Origin of the sequence: Methyloversatilis discipulorum, from assembly GCF_000527135.1 — a bacterium.
GTDB lineage: Bacteria > Pseudomonadota > Gammaproteobacteria > Burkholderiales > Rhodocyclaceae > Methyloversatilis > Methyloversatilis discipulorum.
In genome coordinates this window covers 2,630,297-2,649,216 of record NZ_AZUP01000001.1, presented here as the reverse complement: position 1 = coordinate 2,649,216, position 18,920 = coordinate 2,630,297, and the positions used below count along the sequence as shown (strand labels likewise).

General features: G+C 67.6%; 15 protein-coding genes. 8 read left to right on the top strand and 7 right to left on the bottom strand.

Translation table 11 applies throughout. From position 1 onward, the window contains the following. The first annotated feature begins 134 nt into the window (after window positions 1–134). The 3 genes from METFAM1_RS0112360 (at window position 135) to METFAM1_RS0112350 (ending at window position 4,078) form a co-directional block, all read left to right on the top strand. Window positions 135–740, top strand: a complete 606-nt coding sequence (locus METFAM1_RS0112360; RefSeq protein WP_408630417.1) for a methylamine utilization protein — start codon at window positions 135–137, stop codon at window positions 738–740. A gap of 4 nt (window positions 741–744) precedes the next feature. Then, window positions 745–3,162: a putative bifunctional diguanylate cyclase/phosphodiesterase gene (locus tag METFAM1_RS0112355; RefSeq protein WP_019915594.1), complete on the top strand. Its 2,418-nt coding sequence runs from the start codon at window positions 745–747 to the stop codon at window positions 3,160–3,162. A 76-nt stretch (window positions 3,163–3,238) separates the two neighbouring features. Continuing rightward, on the top strand, window positions 3,239–4,078 hold the full coding sequence (locus METFAM1_RS0112350) for an alpha/beta hydrolase (protein WP_024300670.1): 840 nt from the start codon (window positions 3,239–3,241) through the stop codon (window positions 4,076–4,078). A gap of 45 nt (window positions 4,079–4,123) precedes the next feature. Here the strand turns inward: METFAM1_RS0112350 and METFAM1_RS0112345 are convergent, their stop codons facing one another. Next, window positions 4,124–4,810, bottom strand: coding sequence for a hypothetical protein (locus METFAM1_RS0112345; RefSeq protein ID WP_019915592.1), 687 nt, complete (start codon window positions 4,808–4,810; stop codon window positions 4,124–4,126). A gap of 197 nt (window positions 4,811–5,007) precedes the next feature. On the opposite strand from METFAM1_RS0112345, the gene METFAM1_RS0112340 reads away from it, so the two are divergent. The 3 genes from METFAM1_RS0112340 to METFAM1_RS0112330 all read left to right on the top strand — a co-directional run bounded on the left by METFAM1_RS0112340 (window position 5,008) and on the right by METFAM1_RS0112330 (window position 8,305). Continuing rightward, window positions 5,008–5,202 carry a hypothetical protein gene (locus METFAM1_RS0112340; RefSeq protein WP_019915591.1) on the top strand — a complete coding sequence of 65 codons (195 nt, stop codon included), beginning with the start codon at window positions 5,008–5,010 and terminating at the stop codon, window positions 5,200–5,202. 200 nt (window positions 5,203–5,402) lie between these two features. Continuing rightward, window positions 5,403–7,235, top strand: coding sequence for a serine/threonine protein kinase (locus METFAM1_RS0112335; RefSeq protein ID WP_024300669.1), 1,833 nt, complete (start codon window positions 5,403–5,405; stop codon window positions 7,233–7,235). A gap of 104 nt (window positions 7,236–7,339) precedes the next feature. After that, the gene (locus METFAM1_RS0112330; RefSeq protein WP_019915590.1) at window positions 7,340–8,305 is read left to right on the top strand and encodes an AAA family ATPase; all 966 of its coding nucleotides are present in this window, start codon (window positions 7,340–7,342) and stop codon (window positions 8,303–8,305) included. A 6-nt stretch (window positions 8,306–8,311) separates the two neighbouring features. On the opposite strand, the gene METFAM1_RS0112325 is transcribed toward METFAM1_RS0112330, so the two are convergent. After that, window positions 8,312–9,451 carry a class I SAM-dependent methyltransferase gene (locus METFAM1_RS0112325; RefSeq protein WP_019915588.1) on the bottom strand — a complete coding sequence of 380 codons (1,140 nt, stop codon included), beginning with the start codon at window positions 9,449–9,451 and terminating at the stop codon, window positions 8,312–8,314. A 77-nt stretch (window positions 9,452–9,528) separates the two neighbouring features. On the opposite strand from METFAM1_RS0112325, the gene METFAM1_RS0112320 reads away from it, so the two are divergent. Together METFAM1_RS0112320 and METFAM1_RS0112315 are read left to right on the top strand one after the other, a co-directional pair. Beyond that, window positions 9,529–10,269, top strand: coding sequence for a pteridine reductase (locus tag METFAM1_RS0112320; protein ID WP_019915586.1), 741 nt, complete (start codon window positions 9,529–9,531; stop codon window positions 10,267–10,269). Window positions 10,270–10,408: 139 nt separating this feature from the next. Beyond that, the gene (locus METFAM1_RS0112315) at window positions 10,409–11,299 is read left to right on the top strand and encodes an adenylate/guanylate cyclase domain-containing protein (RefSeq protein WP_232419749.1); all 891 of its coding nucleotides are present in this window, start codon (window positions 10,409–10,411) and stop codon (window positions 11,297–11,299) included. A 12-nt stretch (window positions 11,300–11,311) separates the two neighbouring features. Here METFAM1_RS0112315 and METFAM1_RS20195 read toward each other — a convergent pair whose 3' ends face one another. The 5 genes from METFAM1_RS20195 to METFAM1_RS0112290 form a co-directional block, all read right to left on the bottom strand. Beyond that, window positions 11,312–14,326: an FHA domain-containing protein gene (locus METFAM1_RS20195; protein WP_081627156.1), complete on the bottom strand. Its 3,015-nt coding sequence runs from the start codon at window positions 14,324–14,326 to the stop codon at window positions 11,312–11,314. A 54-nt stretch (window positions 14,327–14,380) separates the two neighbouring features. After that, complete coding sequence (locus tag METFAM1_RS0112305) at window positions 14,381–16,774, bottom strand: serine/threonine-protein kinase (RefSeq protein WP_019915583.1); 2,394 nt, start codon at window positions 16,772–16,774, stop codon at window positions 14,381–14,383. A 30-nt stretch (window positions 16,775–16,804) separates the two neighbouring features. After that, entirely contained in the window at window positions 16,805–17,620 is an 816-nt protein-coding gene (locus tag METFAM1_RS0112300; RefSeq protein WP_019915582.1) for a hypothetical protein, read from the bottom strand. 75 nt (window positions 17,621–17,695) lie between these two features. Further along, window positions 17,696–18,385, bottom strand: a complete 690-nt coding sequence (locus METFAM1_RS0112295) for a hypothetical protein (protein WP_019915581.1) — start codon at window positions 18,383–18,385, stop codon at window positions 17,696–17,698. Between the two features lie 149 nt (window positions 18,386–18,534). Next, the gene (locus METFAM1_RS0112290; RefSeq protein WP_019915580.1) at window positions 18,535–18,858 is read right to left on the bottom strand and encodes a PsiF family protein; all 324 of its coding nucleotides are present in this window, start codon (window positions 18,856–18,858) and stop codon (window positions 18,535–18,537) included. Window positions 18,859–18,920 lie beyond the last annotated feature (62 nt).

The window sequence follows — 18,920 nt, the reverse complement described above, 5'->3', positions numbered from 1 at the left end:
AGGCCCGCTCTTGAGACAGTTGTCTCGTCCCTCTCGCCCGGTCGGATGAGATGCCCGCCTCAAGGGACCGTGGCGATGTCCGTTAATCAGGCAGTCATCGATCAGAGCGAACCGCCGTGCCCTGCGCCGTCATCGTGTTTCATCATTTCCGTCGTGTCCTGCTTGTCGCCGTTGTCCTGGTGGGCACCGGCCTGCCCGCGCAGGCCGCCACGGTCACGATCAAGGCCGGCGACGGATCGGGCAATGCGCTGGACAGCGTCGTCGTGTCGCTGGTTCCGGTTGCGCGTGCCGCCCTGCCCGCCGCCAGACCGGCGCAGATCGAGCAGCGCAACAAGACCTTCCTGCCGGCGATCAGCGTTGTGCAGACCGGCACTGCGATCGAGTTTCCGAACAACGACACGGTGCGCCATCACGTCTATTCCTTCTCGGCGGCCAAGGTTTTCGAGCTGAAGCTCTACGCCGGCAAACCCGAGAAACCGGTGGTGTTCGACAAGCAGGGCGTCGTCGTGCTGGGCTGCAACATCCACGACAAGATGGCGGCTTACGTCGTCGTGGTCGATACGCCGTGGTCGGCGATCTCGCAGACTGACGGCGTGGCCCGCATCGCCGACGTGCCGACCGGCGACTATCAGCTTCAGCTGTGGCATCCGCGCCGCCTCGGCATGCCCGAAATTCCGCCGCGGCCGCTACGCATCGCCGGTGACCAGACCGAAACGGTCAAGGTCGAACTGAGGCCCTGAGTCGATGCGCTTCAGTCTCAAATGGAAGATCGCGGCCTGGTGCGCCGCGCTGCTGCTGGTCACGCAGATCGGCGGGCTGCTGCTGTTCGGTGAGATTGGCCGCGGCAGTGCGATGGCCGACGCTCAGGCGGACCTGAAGACCGGCGACCGCGTATTCGCGCGCCTGGTCGACGAACGGGCGTCGCAGCTGACCCAGGCGGCGCGCGTGCTGGCGGCGGACTACGGTTTTCGTGAGGCGCTGCTCAGCCAGGACAGAGAAACGATCGAATCGGCGCTGGCGAACCACGGCGGGCGCATCCGTGCCGACGTGATGCTGCTTCTGGCGCTGGACGAGTCCATCGTTGCCAGTTCGTCCTTCAATCCGGGACGTACGCCCGAGCGCCTGCGCCAGTTGATCGAGGGCGCGCGCAGCGGCGCACACAGCGGCGGCTTCGCCGTGGTGTCCGGCATGCTCTACCAGCTGGTCGTGGTGCCGGTGATGGCGCCGGTGCCGGTCGGCTGGGTGGTGATGGGCTTCAGCGTGGACAAGAGTCTGGCCAATGACCTTAAGAGCGTGACCGGCCTCGAAGTCAGTTTCGTGCGGCGCAGTGGCGACAAGGGATGGGTGCTGGCGTCGAGCACCTTGAACGAGCCGCTGCAGAGTGCGCTGCTCGGTGAGTTGTCGGCGAACAGCGCCCTGCGGGAGGAGGCGCTGACGCTCGGCGACCGCGATTACGTCAGCCTGATGCATCCGATCGACGCCGGCCCGCAACAGCAGGTCGGCGCCGTACTGCAACTGTCGCTGGAGCGCGCGCTGGCGCCGTGGAACCGGCTGTATCGTGACTGGACCGGGCTTACGCTGATCGGCACGCTGCTGGCGCTCGCCGTGAGTGCCTTCATGGGACGTTCGATCGCCTCGCCAGTGGTCCGGCTGGCGGAATTCGCGCGTCGTGTCGAATCCGGCGAGTACGGCGCGCCGCCGGCGGTGGCGCGCGGCGACGAGATCGGCCAGCTCGCCAACGCCTTCGTTCACATGACCGACGCCATCTCGCTGCGCGAAACGCGCATCAGCGAACTGGCCTACTACGACGTACTGACCGGCCTGCCGAATCGCGCCTACTTCACAGACAGGCTGGAAGAATCGCTGCGCGCAGCGGCCGCCGACGGCAGCGATCTGGCGGTGGTGTGCCTGGACGTGGATCGTTTCAAGATGGTGAACGACACGCTGGGGCACGAACTGGGTGACCTGCTGCTGCGCGAGGTGGCGCGACGGCTGCGCGAAACGCTGCGCGACGTGCGCGATCAGGTGGCACGACTGGGCGGCGACGAGTTCGCGGTCATGCTGCCGGGCGCCGACGCGTCAAAGGCGCTCAGCGTGGCCCACCGCATCGCCGAAGCGATGAACCGGCCGATGAACCTCGACGGCCAGATGGTCGACGTCAGCGCCAGCATGGGCGTGTCGGCCTGCCCGGCGCACGGCAGCGACGCGCAGTCGCTGCTGCGCCACGCCGACGTCGCCATGTATCTGGCCAAGCGTCACAACACGATGGCCGAAATCTACGACCCCAGGCATCACGACCAGAACGTCGAGCGGCTGTCGCTGCTGAGCGAGCTGCGGCTGGCGGTCGAGCGCGATGAACTGGTGCTCTATTACCAGCCCAAGGTGGCGACCGCGCCGGACGCGGTTCACCACGTCGAGGCGCTGGTGCGCTGGATACACCCGACGCGCGGTTTCGTGCCGCCGTTCGAGTTCATTCCTTTCGCCGAGCAGACCGGCTACATCAAGGCGATCACGCTGTGGGTGATGAACGCGGCGATCCGCCAGTGCGGGCAGTGGCTGCGGCAGGGGCTGGAGGTGAACGTGTCGCTGAACATTTCAGCACGCGACCTGCTGAACCCGGAACTGCCGGCGCTGTTCGCCGGCATGCTGGAACGCCATGGCTGTCCGGCACGCCTGATCACGCTCGAAATCACCGAGAGCGCGGTGCTCGACGATCCCCTGCGCGCGCTGGCCAATCTGCAGGTGCTGCGCGAGACCGGCTGCGCGCTGTCGATCGACGATTACGGCACCGGTTACTCGTCGCTGTCCTACCTGCGGCAGATGCCGGTCAGCGAGATGAAGATAGACCGCAGTTTCGTGATGCACCTGCTCGACAATCCGAACGACGAAATCATCGTACGTTCGACAATCGAACTGGCGCACAACATGGGTCTCAAGGTGACGGCCGAGGGCGTGGAGTCCGAAGGCGTGCTGGATCGACTGCGCCTGCTCGGCTGTGACCTCGCCCAGGGTTACCTGATCAGCAAGCCGATTCCGGCCGAAGCCCTTGAAAAATGGTTCCGCGAGTCGCGCTGGGCGAACGGCGCGGTCGGGTCCTCTCCAGTCGCCTCGACGGTGAACGAGCCGATCGGCAGAACCGCCGCCCGGACTGTCGCAGTTTGAATATTTCCGTGCCGTGGTTGCAGGCCCGATACATGCTTCAGGTTACAGTGTCGGGAACCTGCAGGAGCGAACAACAATGATGAAGCGTCACGGACCACTGGAAGTCATTACCCGCACGCCTCACGTCAGGTCGCGGCCGGTGCCGCTGCTGTTCGTGCATGGCGCCTACACGGCCGCCTGGTGCTGGGACGAACACTTCCTGCCCTGCTTTGCCGAAGCCGGCTATGAGGCGCACGCGCTGTCGCTGTCCGGCCACGGCGGCAGCCCGGGTCGCGAATACCTCGACCTGATCAGTCTCGACGACTACGTGCGCGACGTGCTCGACGTGCTGGACCAGTTCGACACCCCGCCGGTGCTGATCGGACATTCGATGGGCGGCATGGTGGTACAGAAGTGTCTCGAGGTGAGACAGGTGCCCGCTGCCGTGCTGATGGCGTCGGTGCCGCCGCAGGGGCTGTGGGCGTCGGCGGTCGGCCTGGTCATGCGCAAGCCGGATCTGATGTCCGAACTGAACAGTCTGCTGGCCGGCGGCGCGACTTCGCTCGACGCACTGCGCGAGGCGCTGTTCGCGCAGCCGGTGTCGATGGAGCGCCTGCAGCAGATGGCCAGTCGCGTGCAGCCGGAATCGGCACGCGTGATCTGGGACATGACCTTGTTCAACCTGCCTCAGCCGGCGCGCATGCATCGTCCGCCGATGCTGGTGCTGGGCGCCGAGTGCGACCCCATCATCCCGCCGGCGCTGACCGAAATGACCTCGCGCGCACTCGGTGTGCCGGCCCACGTCTTCCCGGGCATGGGGCACGGCATGATGCTGGAGGCCGACTGGCGCAAGGTGGCGCAACGCATGCTCGACTGGCTGCCCGGCGCCCTGTCGGCGGTTCAGCCAGAGGTCCAGGGCTGCAACGCCGGCGCCTGACCGGCTGACACTCGGTCCGTCACGCGGCGGACCGAGCGCCCGCAGTCACGAACCCCGGCGCCCCGGTGCGGCGTGCCGCTGCAGATAGGCCAGGATGTCGGGCAGGCGCAGCTGCGGTTCGCCCGGCATCGCCCGCGAGCCGACCACGCGGTTCATCCACGCCATATTCCTCTCCATCCGCGCGACCACATGTCGCCATTCGCCAGCGGTGCGGCTCGACGGCTCCGGCAGCACGTGACACTGGTCGCAGGCGTCGCGAAAGCTGCGACCGCGCGTGTCGAGGTCCGGATAGCGCGCTGCATCGATCGGTTTCTGTGCATTACGTCGCAGGTAGCCGATCAGCATGTGTACTTCTTCCTCGTCTGGCGCCTTGACGCCGCCCATCATGTCTTTCATCAGCGCCCCACGGTTTCCGTGTCCGCGCATGCGCACCACCATGCGGTCGACGATCTTCGGCCACTTGTCGGGGTGATGCATGGCCGGATTCGGAACGTGGTGGCACTGAACACAGTAGCGCGCCAGCAACGCGGCGCCGCGCGATCCGGGTTCCGGCAGCGAGGCGGCGTCGAGTGAGGGCGGCAGGATGCGCGCGAGCCAGCTGGCCTGCGGCGAACCTTGCCAGCGCGCACGTGCGGCGTCGATCGCTGCCTGGTTCGCCAGCGGACCGTCGCCGGCTGTAACGGTGCCGTAAGCAAACAGTGCGATCAGTAGCACGATGCCGTGATGAAACATGTGTGCGGGGAGGAGGTCAGACCTCTCCAGAGTAGTCCAGCAAGACGGCCGACAAAAGCTTGTCACGAGGCCGCGAACGCAGGTGCTGTGGCATGGGTTTGTGAAGTTTCGATGCATGTCCGCGTCGGCCCTTCGGATGATTCAAGCTGGCAGTGCTGTCCGCCGTTAGCCATGGTGTCGGGTACGGGAAGAGAAAGATGGATCTGTTCGATTTCATGACCGGGAAGTCGCTGGGCCGCGCCCAGGACTACGGAGACGAAGTGCTCAACGCGGGCTGGTTGCCGCAGCTCGACGCCGCCGTGGCCGGCCGTCGTGTGCAGGCGGTACGCCAGCGCAGCGCGGTGGCCGACCCCGACGCCTTCCTGCGTGACATCTACCGCAGCCAGGAGTAATCGGCGCTGACCGGATGAGGCGCGAGACACTTGCCCGTGGGCACGTGTCTTCTTTCGCGTCGATGCGCCGGTTCGCATTCCGATCCTGCATATTGCGCAGCCGGCGCGGGTAATATCGCGCTCATGGCCTGCACCCCTGTTCCAGTTTCCCGTCCGATGCTTGCCGCGCGCTGCGGCCGCCGCCCTGTGGAGCGGTCCGCATGAGCGATGCCGTGCGCAAGCTGGGGCGTTACGTGCTCGGCCGCGAAATCGGTCGCGGCGAGCGCGGCGCCGTATTCGAAGCCACCGAAGCCGGCAGCGGCCGCTTGCTGGCAATCAAGACCTTCCGTACCGATCTCGCCGCCGACCCCGCGCACTACGTGCGCAAACTCGGTGAGAGTCTGCTTGCCACGTCCTCGCTGCAGCACCCGGGCATCGTCCGCATCATCGAACAGGGTGTGGCCGACGACGGGCAGCCCTGGGCGGCGGTCGAGCGGCTGGACGCGCGCTCGCTGCGTCAGTTGCTCGACGCGCTGCCGCGCATGGCCTTCGACTGGGTACGCAGCATAGGCAGCCAGGCGGCCGATGCACTGGCCCATGCGCACGCCGCCGGCATCGTGCATGGCGGGCTGAAGGCGTCGAACATCCTGGTCGATGGCGACGGACGCGTGTTCGTCACCGATTTCGCGCTGCCCTCGCCGTCGCCGGATGCGTTGCCGGCGATGCCGCAGTATCTGTCGCCGGAGCAGGTGCAGGGCTTGCCGCCGGATGCGCGCTCTGACGTGTTCTCGCTCGGCGCCATCCTGTTCGAAATGCTGGCTGGTCGTCCGCCTTTCGGTTCGCCGCTGACCGGCTCGCTATCTACCGTGCTGGAGAACATCGCCTATGCGCCGACGCCGACGCCCAGTGCGATCGATCCCGACGTGCCGCCGGATCTGGACATGGTCGTGATGAAGGCGCTGGCCAAGTCGCCGATCGAGCGCTACGCCGACGCGTCGGCGCTGGCAGAGGCGCTGCGCGGCGTGCGACCTGCCCCGGTTGTACGCGACGCAGACCCGCTGCCCGAGGTGCTGCCGACTGATACCGGGCCGGCGCCCATCCTGCGTCGCGGGCAGTCGGGCAGACCGAAGGCGCCGGTCGAGGACGTGCTGGCCGAATTGGCGGCCGACATCGACGCCTTCGCCGCGCGCGGCGCACCGCAACCGTCGATCGGGCAGGCGGCGTCCGCCTCGGCGCAGCGGCCGCTGCGCGAACAGGCAGCGCCGGCCGTCGCCTTCCCCACGCTGCACGAAATGCCGGCGCCGCCGCAAGCGCCCCCGCCGCCGGCGCCGGCCGTGCAGCGCGCAGCGCTGTCGCCTGCCGATCCGCCGGCTGCGTCGTCGCTGCTCGCCGACCTTGCCGGCGAGGCGCAGCGCATCCGTGCGCACACGGCGCAGATGCAGCGTGGCGAGCGTGCGGTCCGCACCGAAGCGGAACAGGCACTGTCCAACCGCCTGTTGCTGGTGCGCGACTACTTCACCCAGTTGAGCGCCCAGCTCAACGTGATCAAGCCGCAGGTGGCGCGCGACTATCCGCTGCTCGGGCTCGGCGTCCTGCGTGGCCTGGCCTGGCAGGCGTCCGATGTGAACACCCGCAACCGCGGCGCCGAGGCACCGGACCAGCTGGTGCGCGTGTCCTTGTCCTGGCTGCTGCGCGGGCAGTCGGTGCTGCGCTGTGAGCGCGATCCGCTGGCGGCCGACACGCTGCGTCTGGCGCTGCGCGAGCACGGCCTGCGTTTCGAGGAACAGCCGGCGCGCGACGAACTGAACCGGCTGCGTGCGCAGATATTCGACGTCGCGCCCGAGGTGCGCGGCCGGGTTGAACTGAATGCCGACTACCGGACGCTGACGCTGCGCTTGACGCTGCAGAACGTCGAACGCTTCGGTCTGGTCGATTACGTGCCGCCGGCCGAAGACCGCGGCAGCGAATGGCTGGACGAGCTGGTGCGACTGCTGCTCGGCCAGCCCAGCCGTTTCCCGACGCTGGCCAAGCTCATCGTGCCGTCACCGATGTGACGTGGCGCGGATGATGCTTCGTTTCAGTGGGGTGTGTGCCGGCCGTTCAGTTTCCGGTCGGACGAGACGTTGAATCATGTTCGGACAGCAGGAGGCAAGCCATCATGGACGGGGCGGACATTCGGATTCCTCTGGCGGAATGCCGCGAAATCTACGACGTGGGTGATGTGGACCGGGCGATGGAGTCCGGCAGCGGGGCGCGCAACGAGGCGCTGACCGCCTTCTACGGCAAGATGAAGACGCTGGGCGGCGTGCGCTACGTGGTCAAGCCGTCCTCGTTCGACGGTCTCGACCCGCTGTACGCCCGCTGCCCCAATTTCACGCCGGTGCTGGACGACCTGAAGCGCTATCTGGCGCTGGCGGTGGCCGGCAACGAGCCGATGAACTTCACGCCCATCCTGCTGCTCGGCGAGCCGGGCATCGGTAAGACCCATTTCGCGCGCCAGCTGGCCAATGTGCTCGGCACCGGCTTCGAATTCGTGTCGATGTCCTCGCTCACCGCCGGCTGGATATTGAGCGGCGCCTCGTCGCAGTGGTCGCATGCCAAGCCGGGCAAGGTGGCGCAGGCGCTGGTGTGCGGCGACTACGCCAACCCGCTGGTGGTGCTTGACGAAGTCGACAAGGCGGGCGGCGACGCGCGCTACGATCCGATGGGTGCGCTGTACGGGCTGCTGGAGCAGGACACCGCGCGCCAGTTCAAGGACGAATTCGTCGAGGTCGACATCGACGCCAGCCACATCATGTGGGTGTCCACCGCCAACGACGAGCGTTCGATTCCCGAACCCATCCTGAGCCGGATGAACGTGTACACCGTGCCGCGGCCGGACCACGATCAGGCCTGCATCATCGCGCGCACGCTGTACGAGGAACTGGTCGCCGCGCACGACTGGGGATTCGCGCCGGAGGCACCGGAAGACGTGATCGACCGCCTGGCCGGCGTGCCGCCGCGCGACATGCGCAAGGTGCTGCTGGCCGCTTTCGGCAACGCCAAGCTGGCGCACCGCGACCATCTGCTGCCGGCCGACCTCGAAGCGGGCCGCGCGACGCGGCAGAAGAAGATCGGCTTCTGAGAGGCGCTACAGCGTGTGGCTGCGGTCGCCGCGCGAGAAGCCGGTCAGCGGCGCATCGATGTCGCGGGTCAGGCAGATCACCTTGAACAGCTCGCCCATCTCGGCCGGCGAGGTGAGCTGGTTCAGCGCCGCATTCTGCTTCGCCCGGCTCAGCGCGTCGGCGTCGCGGTCCAGCAGTTCGAGCACGCCGCAGTTCAGCAGGAAGTTCGCCTGGCTGGTGTAGCCGGCCAGCGACATGCCGGCGTCGAAGGCGGCCTGGGCGACGGCGGTGAAATCGACGTGTGCGGTCAGGTCGTTGAGTCCGGGCATCCACAGCGGGTCGGTGTGCGCGTGATGGCGGTAGTGGCACATCAGCGTGCCGCTGCGGCGGTCCGGGTGGTAGTACTCGGCCTGCGGGAAGCCGTAGTCGATCAGCAGCAGCGCGCCGCGGCCGATGCGACGCGCCCACTCGGCCACCCAGGCGCGGGCGGCGAGATTGATTTCGCTGTCGTAGCCCTCGGTAAAGCCGAGCGTACGTGCCTCGTCGGCCAGTGCGTCCGGCGCCGGGCGCCAGTCCAGTACCGGCAGGCCGGACGGGTCGAGCGCCAGTCCGGCCTGCTCGATGTGGCCAGCCGCGTTGCGCAGGCGTTCGACCGGCATCGCGTCGAGCACCTCGTTGCCGATCACGACGCCGTCAAACGCGTCGGGCAGACTGTCCAGCCAGCTCACGCGTGCGCTCAGATGCGGCAGTTCGGCGGCGATCAGCGCCTGCTGGCGGGCGCGCAGGTCGGCCGACAGTTCGAGTATGCGATAGCTCTGCGGTGCGGCGCCCAGCCAGTCGAGCTCGGCCAGCACATCGACCGCCAGGCGGCCGCTGCCGGCGCCCGCCTCGATCAGGTGCGGCGCGCTCAGCGCCATCAGTTCCGCCAACTGGCGGGCGAGGCTGCGGCCGAACAGCGGCGTCAGCTCCGGCGCGGTGACGAAATCGCCGTCGTCGCCGAACTTTTGCAGCGCGCCGCTGTAATAGCCGAGCCCCGGCGCGTACAGCGCGCACTCCATGTAGCGGCTGAAAGGCATCCAGCCGCTTCGGGTGATCTCGTCGCGGATCTGACCGAGCAGGCGCTGGCTGTGCTCGACGGCGTCTGAATCGGGCTGGGGCAGTGACATGGCACGGGTGTCCGGTCGCGGGGTCCGCGATAATGCGGCATCGCGTCGCGACAGACAAACAGGCGGACAGGGAAGCGATGGAAAACGGCAAGGTTGCACTGATCACCGGCGCGGCGCGGCGCCTTGGCGCGCAGATGGCGCGCACGCTGCACGACGCCGGCTGGCGGGTGGCCATCCACTACCGGCAGTCGGCCGAAGAGGCACTGCTGCTGCTCGACGAATTCAATGCGCGCCGCGCGAAAAGCGCCTGCTGCCTGTCGGCCGACCTGCTCGATACCGCCCGCCTGCCCGAACTGGTCGACAAGACGCTGGCGAAATTCGGCCGGCTGGACGCACTGATCAATAACGCCTCTTCCTTCTACCCGACGCCGATCGGCACCATCACCGTCCGCGACTGGGACGACCTGACCGGCAGCAACTTCCGCGCGCCGCTCTTCCTGTCGCAGGCGGCCGCGCCGGCGCTGCGCGACAGCGGCGGCTGCATCGTCAATATCGCCGACATCCACGCCGAACGACCGCTGCCGGGCTATGCGCTGTACAGCGCCTCGAAAGGCGCGCTGGCGACGCTGACCCGGGCGCTGGCCATCGACCTGGCGCCGCGGGTGCGTGTCAATGGCGTGGCACCGGGCCCGATCCAGTGGCCGGAAAACGACCTGTTCGACCCGGAAGAACGTGCGCGCATCGTGCGGCATACCCTGTTGCAGCGCGAAGGCGACCCACAGGACATCGCACGTACGGTACGCTTCCTGATCGAGGATGCGCCCTACATCACCGGCCAGATCATTGCCGTGGACGGCGGGCGCAGCGTGCACCTGTGACGCATCCGTCAGACCTTCGTCGGATTGCCGGCGCGACGCCGCACGTATATCGTCGGTAATTGTAAAATGGCGTAAATGCCTGACGTTGCAGCACTGACCTCGGGCCCTGACGTTGAAGCCCTATGCCACCCGGCCTGCCATGAGTTCCCAACCTAAATCTGTGTGCGTGCTGTTCGCCGACGTCTCCGGCAGTACCCGGCTCTACGAGAAGCTGGGCGACGCCGAAGCGCTGCGCGCCGTGGAACGCTGCCTCAACCGCATGCGGCGCGTGGTCGACGGACATGGCGGCAAGGTGATCAAGACCATCGGCGACGAGGTCATGACCACCTTCCCCAATGCCGATGCCGGCATCCAGGCCGCCTGCGAGATGCAGCACCGGGTGACCGACCTGCCGCCGGTGTCGGGCGTCAAGCTGGCGATCCGCGTCGGCTTCCACTTCGGGCCGGCGATCGAGGAGAACGACGACGTGTTCGGCGACACCGTCAACACTGCGGCGCGCATGGCCGGTCTGGCCAAGGCAGGGCAGATCATCACCACCGCCGAAACGCTGGCTGCGGTGACGCTGTCGATGGGCCCCGAGGTGCGCGAAATCGACGCGCTGACGGTGAAGGGCAAGGCCGAGGACGTGCGCGTCTGTGAGGTGCTGTGGCAGGAGGGCGCCGACCTGACGATGAAGGCGTCGAGCATCGTCGCCAGCTATCACGTGGCGCGGCTGCTGGTGCGCTACCGCGACACCGAACTGACGGTGGACAACGCGCACGGCCCGCTCACGCTGGGCCGCGACATGAGCAACGAGGTCGTGATCAAGGACCAGCGCGCATCGCGCAATCACGCGCGCATCGAGCGCCGGCGCGACAAGTTCGTGCTGGTCGACCAGAGCACCAACGGCACCTTCCTGCGCATCGAGGGCGAGAACGAGGTGGTGCTCAAGCGCGAAGAAATCATCCTGCGCGGTCAGGGCACCATCGGCTTCGGCCACAGCGCTCTGGAGCAGGGCATAGACCTGATGAGCTTCGAAGTGCTGGAGTGAGCCGGGCGGCCGTCATTGCTGCCTGAAGCGCAGAACCGCCATCACCGCCGCCAGCAGCAGCGCGCTGGCGCTGACCAGCACGGCAGTCGCACGCAGCCTGCCGACCGCGAATTCCCCGAAATAGCGTTGTACCGGCGTCGAGGGCGGCAGTGCCGTCACGTCACTCTGCGGCATCGGGCCGGCTGTGGCGGGCACGGCCGGCAGTGCGTAGGCGCCGGCAGCCTGCTCGTGCTGCAGTGCCCCCTCGAAGCCCCAGCGGGTCATCATCACCGACGAGGTCCAGCGCATCGGCGGTGACAGCTTGTCCAGCGGCATGATGAGGCCGGACAGGATGACCTGCGGGATGAGCAGCAGCGGCACCAGCCCGATCGCCGCTTCCGACGAGCGCACCAGCGCCGACAGCAGCAGTCCCATGCCGACACCGGATGCCGCGCACGCCCACAGCAGCGCGAAATGGCCGGCCCAGCTGCCCTGCAGCCCGGTGGCCACGCCAACGATGCCGAGCAGCAGCGCGCACTGGATCGCGCACAGCGCGCCGAGCACGACGAATTTGCTCATCACATAGCTCGGTATCTTCAGGTTCACCATGCGCTCGCGGCGGTAGATCGCCTGCTCGGACACGATTTCGCGCGCCGCGTTGGAGCAGCCGAACCAGACGGCCGACACCGCCATCAGGAACAGCGCGAATGCGCCGTAGGCATTGCGGCCGGCCGCCGTGTCCAGTTCGCCAGCGAACACCAGGGCGATGACGGCGGCGATGACCGGCGCCTGTACCAGCAGGATGAGTGTGCTGACGCGATCGCGCAGCTTGATGGTGGCGTAGCGGCGCGTCAGCACCGCCCACTGGCGCAGGCCGAAGCCGCGCGTGCGACCGCCTTCGTTCGCGCGCTCGCCGGTCATCGTCGCGGTGTCGGCGCCGCGTCGTTCGCCGACGTAGCGCGCGTGCAGCGGCGAGGCGCGGAAAGCGGCGGCGCGCTCGCCCATGTCGCGCCCGCGTCGTTTGTCCTCGGCCAGCGGCTTCAGCGCGTGCCCCGGTTCCGACACCAGCTTGTCGTACTCCGGCGCGCCCGGTTCGACGCCCGGGTTGAAGTAGGTGATGGAATCCGGCCAGGCCGGTCCGTAGTACACGAGCTGCCCGTCGGCCAGATAGACGATGTTGTCCATGCAGCGGTAGGCCTCCAGCGAGGGCTGGTGGATGGTGAGCAGGATGGAGCGGCCCTGATCGGCCAGGCGGCGCAGCAGGCGCATCACGTTCAGCGTGTCCTCGCTGGCCAGGCCCGAGGTCGGTTCGTCGAGGAAGAGCAGGCGCGGCTGGGTGATCAGTTCCTGCGCCAGATTGACGCGCTTGCGCTGGCCGCCGGAAATGCCCTTGCGCTCGGGCGAGCCGATAGCCACGTCGCGCGTCTGGCTTATTTCGAGCTGGGCCAGCACGTCGGTGATGCGTGCCTCGATCTCGGCGCGCGAGGTGTCGGGCGGCAGGCGCAGGCGGGCGGTGAAATACAGCGCCTCGAACACCGTCAGTTCAGGATGGATGATGTCGTCCTGCGGCACGTAGCCGATGGCGCCCCGCCAGGCGTCGAAGTTGCGGTAGAGATCCTGGCCGTTGATCAGCGAACGTCCGGACTGCGGTTTGAGGTAACCGTTGAGCGCCATCATCAGCGTGGTCTTGCCGGCGCCGGACGGCCCCATCAGGCCGACGAACTCGGTCGGGAACACGGTGAAGGACACGTCGTGCAGCAGCGTCTTGCGGCCGCCGTCCACGCTGACCGTGATGCCTTCGGCCTGCAGCACCACGTCGCCGCGGTAGGCGCGCGCCAGATTGCCGGCTTCACCGAGATCGACCACCACGCTGCCCAGGCTGAGCACGTCGTCGTGCCCCAGCGGCGTCGCTTGCCTGACCGGCTGCCCGTTGATGTAAGTGCCATTGGCCGACCCCAGGTCCTCGACCAGCCAGCCGCCGCCACTGCGCAGCAGCCGGGCGTGGCGGCGCGACACCTGGGGTGAATCGATGCGCAGGTCGGCCGACGGATCGCGGCCGACCACCACTTCCTGCTTGTCTTCGGGCAGCGCTGCGCCGGCGGCATGCGCGCTTGCGGCGTCGCGCTCGAGCGCGTGCAGCCGCGACAGCGGAAAGCGGCAGGAGCCAAAATAAAGCACGTCCTGCGCGCTGACCACGGTTTCGCAGTCTATCGGCGCGCCCGGCGCGTTGATCGATGTGCCGTTGGTGGAGCCGAGGTCGCGCACGTGCCAGTGCCGGCCGTCACTGCGCAGCTCGCACTGGCGCTTCGACACTGACGGCGCCTGCAGCACGATGTCGTTCACGCCGGGCGTGGCGTCGCGGCCTATCCGTATCGTCACGCTGGGCGGTGGTGCGACCGCCATCATGCGCGTGGCGTCGGCGTCCTCGTCCAGACGATGGAACAGTGCGGTCACCGCCGGGCCTATGAGGAGCGGATGACTGCCCAGCCCTATCGTGTCGCCTTCCGCCAGTTCGGCCTCGCGTACGCGCCCACCTGCGACATGGGTGCCGGCGTCCGAACCGGCGTCCTCGACGACGAGTTGGCCGTCGCGCAGCCACAGCGTGCAGTGGCGCGGCGACACCTGCGGGAGCGGCACGACGATGTCGTTGTCCGCGGCGGAGCCGATGGTCAGCGACAGTCCGCTGTGCGCGGCCGGTGCAGGTGCGGTTTGTGCCACCACGGTTTCGTCGCCGGCGCTGAAATCGATGTCGAGCGCGACGGTCTGCGCCGGCGGGGCGGACAGGCGTCCGGCCAGCGCCGCGTCATCGAGTACGAACTCGAAGCCATTCAGGTCGATGCGGTCGCCGATGCGTACCTCGCCGTGTTCGAGCGGCGTGCCATTCACGCGCAGTGGCGCGGCGCCGGTGGCGCTCAGCGCCAGTTCGTCACCGCTGCACAGCAGGGTCGCGTGATGCGCGGCGACGCGCGTGTCGTTGGCGCGCAAGGCGCACTCCGGCGCCGAACCGATGCGCAGCACGCGCAAACCGTGGTCGCTCCTGTCTGCCACCGTGCGGCTCTCCGAGGCGAGTGCGTGGCGTGTCGTCCTGCGCCACGCGGAGGGTCAGATGCTGATGCGTTTGCGCAGTTCGGGGCTGTGCACCACCGCTTCACGCCGCGACGGCGCGGCTTCCATCAGCCCGGCGGGCGGCAGCGTCTGCAGCTTTGCCACCATTTCGGGGGCGGCGCAGGCCGGATCGAAATTGAGCGTTACGGCGTCGGGCGTGCTCGACGCGACGCTGAGGCAGTTGCGGCCCAGCTTGCGCGACAGCGGCATCAGGATGCCGGCCTGCACGTTCTGGCCGGCGTCGGCGAGGCCGCCCGACATGTCGACCACGAACTCGGCGCGCTCGCTGCCCAGCGATTTCACTTCGGTGGCGAGCACTGCGCGCAGCGACGCGATTTCACGCAACAGCGAACCGGCGACTTCCTCGCCGGGCAGGCCGGTGAGCTGCAGCGCCACCTTGCGGGCGGTGAAATGGAAGTGGCTGAGGAAGAACTCGCGGCTGAACTGCTCGCCGACGCGCTTGCCGATGTCGGCCAGCGCCTTCTCTTCGGACGTCCAGCTGGTGCCTTCCGGCACCTCGGTGTTCAGATAGACCTCTTCGCCCGACTTGCGGTCGGTGCAGCGCACCGTCCATGAAGTCAGCACGACCTTGTCGATCACCAGACCGGATGCCGCCAGCCGGACGCTCAGCCGCTTGAAGCGCACTTCTCCGTCGATCGCGAAGTCGGCGTTCTGGCCGGTGCCCGCCTCGTCGTTCCAGGTGCGGAAGCCGAAGCCCTGGATGTGCTGCTTCAACGTGTTCTCGGCCAGTTGCGAACGCAGCGGTGGTGCGGTCGGATCGCCGTCCGGCCACAACGACGACACGGCGACCGCGATCTTCGGGTCGCCGTTGTTGCGGATGAAATCGACCCGTTCCTCCTGCGACATCTGGTTCAGCGACTTCTGCACCTGACGCACGCGTACCGCGGCGCGCACTTCGCCGGACATCAGCCCGTCCTTGCCCAGCTGCGGCGGACCTTCTTCCAGCACCGCCTGTATGAAGTCGCCACTGCGGTCGAGCAGGCGCGACTGCAGCACGTCGTAGTGCGCATTGACCGACTTCGGGTCGACGAACAGCGCAACCGCTTTCTCGAGTATCTGGCGGCGCGCGTCGTCGCGCATGGCCTGGTTCAGCGCGTTGCGGTCATTGGCCAGCCTGGGGTCACCGGGATCGGCCAGTCCGATGGCGCTGATGATGGCGACACCCGGATCCAGCGCTGCCGTCGGTGCCGGCGGCGGTGGCGCGACGGCGACGGGGGCCGCGTCCGCTTCGGCGGCGAGCGGGGCGGGCGTGGACGGGGCCGGCTCGGAGCCGCCACCGACGTACATCCAGGCGCCGCCGGCGATCAGCAGCACAGCGACGCCGGCGGCGATGAGCATCGGGGTGCGTTTCGCGGCGACGGGTGGCGCGGCTGGGGACGGCGTTTCGGGCGCCGTGCGTGCCGGTGCTGCCGCGGGCGGCGGCGCGGGCTCGACCGCCGGCGGCGCCGGCATGCGGGAAGTCTGCAGTGTCGCGTCCGGCGTCGCCGACAGCACGGTGGCGTCGCCGTCGTCGAGGTTCACGACGGTGGCGTCGTCGTCGGCAACCGGCGCCGACAACGCCGCGTCGAGTGCGCGGCGGAATTCGGAGGCGCTCTGGAAACGGTCCTCCGGCCGTTTGGCCATCGCCCGCTTGACCACCGCGTCAATGCGCGGCGACACATGGACGTTGAGCACCGACGGCCAGGGCGGATCTTCCTTCAGCACCTTGTGCATGATGGTGGTGAGCGCGCCGGTGAAGGGCTTCTCGCCAGTCAGCAACTGGTACAGCACGACGCCGGCCGAAAACAGGTCGCTGCGCCCGTCCACCGTCTGCCCCATGAACTGTTCCGGCGACATGTAGGACGGCGTGCCCATCACGGTGCCGGCCTGGGTCAGGTTCGACGATTCGATGCGGGCCACGCCGAAGTCGGCCACCTTCACCGTGCCGTCGGCGAGCAGGATGATGTTGGCCGGCTTGATGTCGCGGTGCGTGACGCCGTTGCGATGGGCGTGCTCAAGCGCGTCGAGCAGCTGGTCCATGACGCGGCCGACCATCTGCAGAGGAATGCGCTCGTCGGAGTCGAAGGCATCCTTCAGTTCGCGTCCCTGCACGAATTCCATCGCGATGAAGGCGGTACCGTCCGCTTCTTCGCCATACTCGTAGATTGCCACCACGTTCGGGTGGTTGAGCCGGCCGGCCGCCTGTGCCTCGCGCTTGAAGCGGGCGATCACCTCGTCCGCCTCGCTGCGCTCCAGCTGTTCGCGCTTGAGCGTCTTGATGGCGACCCGGCGATCGATCACCGGGTCACGCCCCTCATAGACAATGCCCATCGCGCCCTGGCCCAGTTCGCGCAGGATGTCGTACTTGCCCAGCTTTGCGGGAATGCTCACGAGGCGTGCTCCGGCGGCGTTGGCGGGGAATTACTTGTACTTGGCGTCGATTTCCCAGACCGACTTCTGCACCAGACGCTGCACCATGCCGTCGAGCGTGATGCCGCCTTCCTGGCTGCTGGATACGCCGAGGATGGACGAGCCCTTGGCGCCCACTTCCATTTTTTCTTCGGTATAGCCCTGCGCCAGCTGTTCGGTGGTGTTGGCGTCCATGATCTTGTAGCGCATGCCGATGATCCAGACGCCGGCGGCGGCACCCGTCTCGACCGAGCCGACCGCCTCGCCGGCGGCGTAGCTGCCGCGGCTGCCGCCGAGGATGCCGATGATGTTGCCGAGCGTGCGGCCGCTGACGCCCTCCTTCGCGGCGGCGACCTGCTCGGCCTTCAGGATGTCGAACTTGACCACGTACTTGGTCGTCTTGAACTTGCCCTTCTGCAGCATCTTGCGCGCGGAGCCGGGGTCGCCCATCGAGTAGGCGAGCTGGAACTCGTTCAGCAGCGGACCCATGTCCGAACGTTCGAGCACCTTGAAGTTGGCCTGCGACAGTTCCAGTTCGCCGAAATCAGCGATGTTGTTCGACGCGAACTTCTGCGTGAACGTCGCGTTGTTGCTCTTGATCTCGCCCGGCACGACGACCACCGTGGGGCCCGGCTTGTTCTTGTTGCTGTATTCGACAGCCTTGTACATCGCCTTGTCGGCGCTCTCGTTGGCCTTCTGCGACACGCTGTCGCCAGCGGTCGGCGAAGCGCTTTCGAAGGTGGGCTGGGCGTACGCGAGCGGCAGCAGGCTGCCGACGGCGGCGGCGAATGCCGCGGATTTCAGTGCGCGATGCAAGGTGATGTTCATGGAGGTCCCTTTCTCTGAAGATTGCTGGGACGCCTGCGCCCCGTTATGTGTCCGCGCGGTCGGGCCGCGCGGTGCCTATTTGCTTTTCTTCTTGCCGCTTGCGGGCGGATTGGCCGCGCAGTAGCCGCCGAGCAGCGAACTGACGACGGCGTCGGCCTGTTCCTCGATCAGCGTGCTGGCCATGCCGAGCGTGTCGCTGCCGGAATACGATTCGGCTTTCGCGCTGGCTTCGGAAATCATCTTTCCGCCGGGGGTCATCAGTACGTACGCAATCGAAACATAGACCTCGGGAATGCGCAGCACAGGATTGATCGTCGAACGGGAGTCGATCGTGCCGCGCATCACCAGTTGTGCGCCCATCTTCTTCGACGCCGCGAGCGCTGCGTCCGGGTCGTTGCGGAAATAGGCATCGACCTCGGCCTGCGCGATCTGCGCGCGGATTTCCTGCTGGGAATAGGTGCGGATGCCGTGCTTGAGCAGGCGCTTGTTGATCGAGTTGAAGTGCGGGCTGAAACGGGCCTGCTCGGCAGTGACCCCTTCGCCGGTGCGCTCGCCCATCACGATCATGATCTTCCGGCGCCGCAGTTCGTCAAGGCAGGCCGGCGGCAGCGACAGCACGTGCGCGGCAGCGGCGGCACGGGCTTCCTCGTCCGCGGCGGCGTCCTTCTTCGCGTCCTCGGAGAAACTGAAGGCAAGGACGCCGGGGGCCGCGATGGCGAGGGCGGTGGCAAGCAGTGCGGGGCGCAGGAATCGGTCGCGCAACATCGGGCAGCTCCGACGTTCGAAGACGATCGACTATACCAAAAGGTTTTTGCCTGTCCGGCAGGCCCGGCGCGCCTTTCGGGGACGTCTTGTTGCATAGCGCACGAAAGCAGGTGCGACCCGCCACCGCGGGCGGGCCGATGCTGCCGCGTTCAGGTCTTCGAGCACTCGCTGATGAAGGCCTTGCGCTCGTCACCCTTCAGCGATTTGGCGCTGGCTTCGGCGCGACACTGCTTCTTGCGCGCTGCAGCATCGTCGGATGCGTCTGCAGTGGTCGTCGCCTCGCTCTTTCCGGACGACAGGCAGCTGCTCATGAAGGACTTGCGCTCGTCGCCCTTCAGCGACTTTTCCTTCGCCTCCTTGTTGCAGGCACGCATCCTGTCCTGCTGTGGGCCGGCGACGGCGGCATGCGGGAAGGAGGCGAGCAGGGTGATGCTGACGAGTGTGCAGCTGAGCGTAAGGCGGGTATTCGGCATGACTGAGCTCCTGGCTGTGCAGCATGAAATGACAATACCGGCGGCGGCCCGGGCGGGCTGCC

Bases quoted from the DNA above. Each gene is read 5' to 3' on its own strand.
- METFAM1_RS0112355 (WP_019915594.1), top strand. From the start codon at position 745: ATGCGCTTCAGTCTCAAATGGAAGATCGCGGCCTGGTGCGCCGCGCTG.
- METFAM1_RS0112350 (WP_024300670.1), top strand. From the start codon at position 3,239: ATGATGAAGCGTCACGGACCACTGGAAGTCATTACCCGCACGCCTCAC.
- METFAM1_RS0112345 (WP_019915592.1), bottom strand. From the start codon at position 4,810: ATGTTTCATCACGGCATCGTGCTACTGATCGCACTGTTTGCTTACGGC.
- METFAM1_RS0112340 (WP_019915591.1), top strand. From the start codon at position 5,008: ATGGATCTGTTCGATTTCATGACCGGGAAGTCGCTGGGCCGCGCCCAG.
- METFAM1_RS0112335 (WP_024300669.1), top strand. From the start codon at position 5,403: ATGAGCGATGCCGTGCGCAAGCTGGGGCGTTACGTGCTCGGCCGCGAA.
- METFAM1_RS0112330 (WP_019915590.1), top strand. From the start codon at position 7,340: ATGGACGGGGCGGACATTCGGATTCCTCTGGCGGAATGCCGCGAAATC.
- METFAM1_RS0112325 (WP_019915588.1), bottom strand. From the start codon at position 9,451: ATGTCACTGCCCCAGCCCGATTCAGACGCCGTCGAGCACAGCCAGCGC.
- METFAM1_RS0112320 (WP_019915586.1), top strand. From the start codon at position 9,529: ATGGAAAACGGCAAGGTTGCACTGATCACCGGCGCGGCGCGGCGCCTT.
- METFAM1_RS0112315 (WP_232419749.1), top strand. From the start codon at position 10,409: ATGAGTTCCCAACCTAAATCTGTGTGCGTGCTGTTCGCCGACGTCTCC.
- METFAM1_RS0112300 (WP_019915582.1), bottom strand. From the start codon at position 17,620: ATGAACATCACCTTGCATCGCGCACTGAAATCCGCGGCATTCGCCGCC.
- METFAM1_RS0112295 (WP_019915581.1), bottom strand. From the start codon at position 18,385: ATGTTGCGCGACCGATTCCTGCGCCCCGCACTGCTTGCCACCGCCCTC.
- METFAM1_RS0112290 (WP_019915580.1), bottom strand. From the start codon at position 18,858: ATGCCGAATACCCGCCTTACGCTCAGCTGCACACTCGTCAGCATCACC.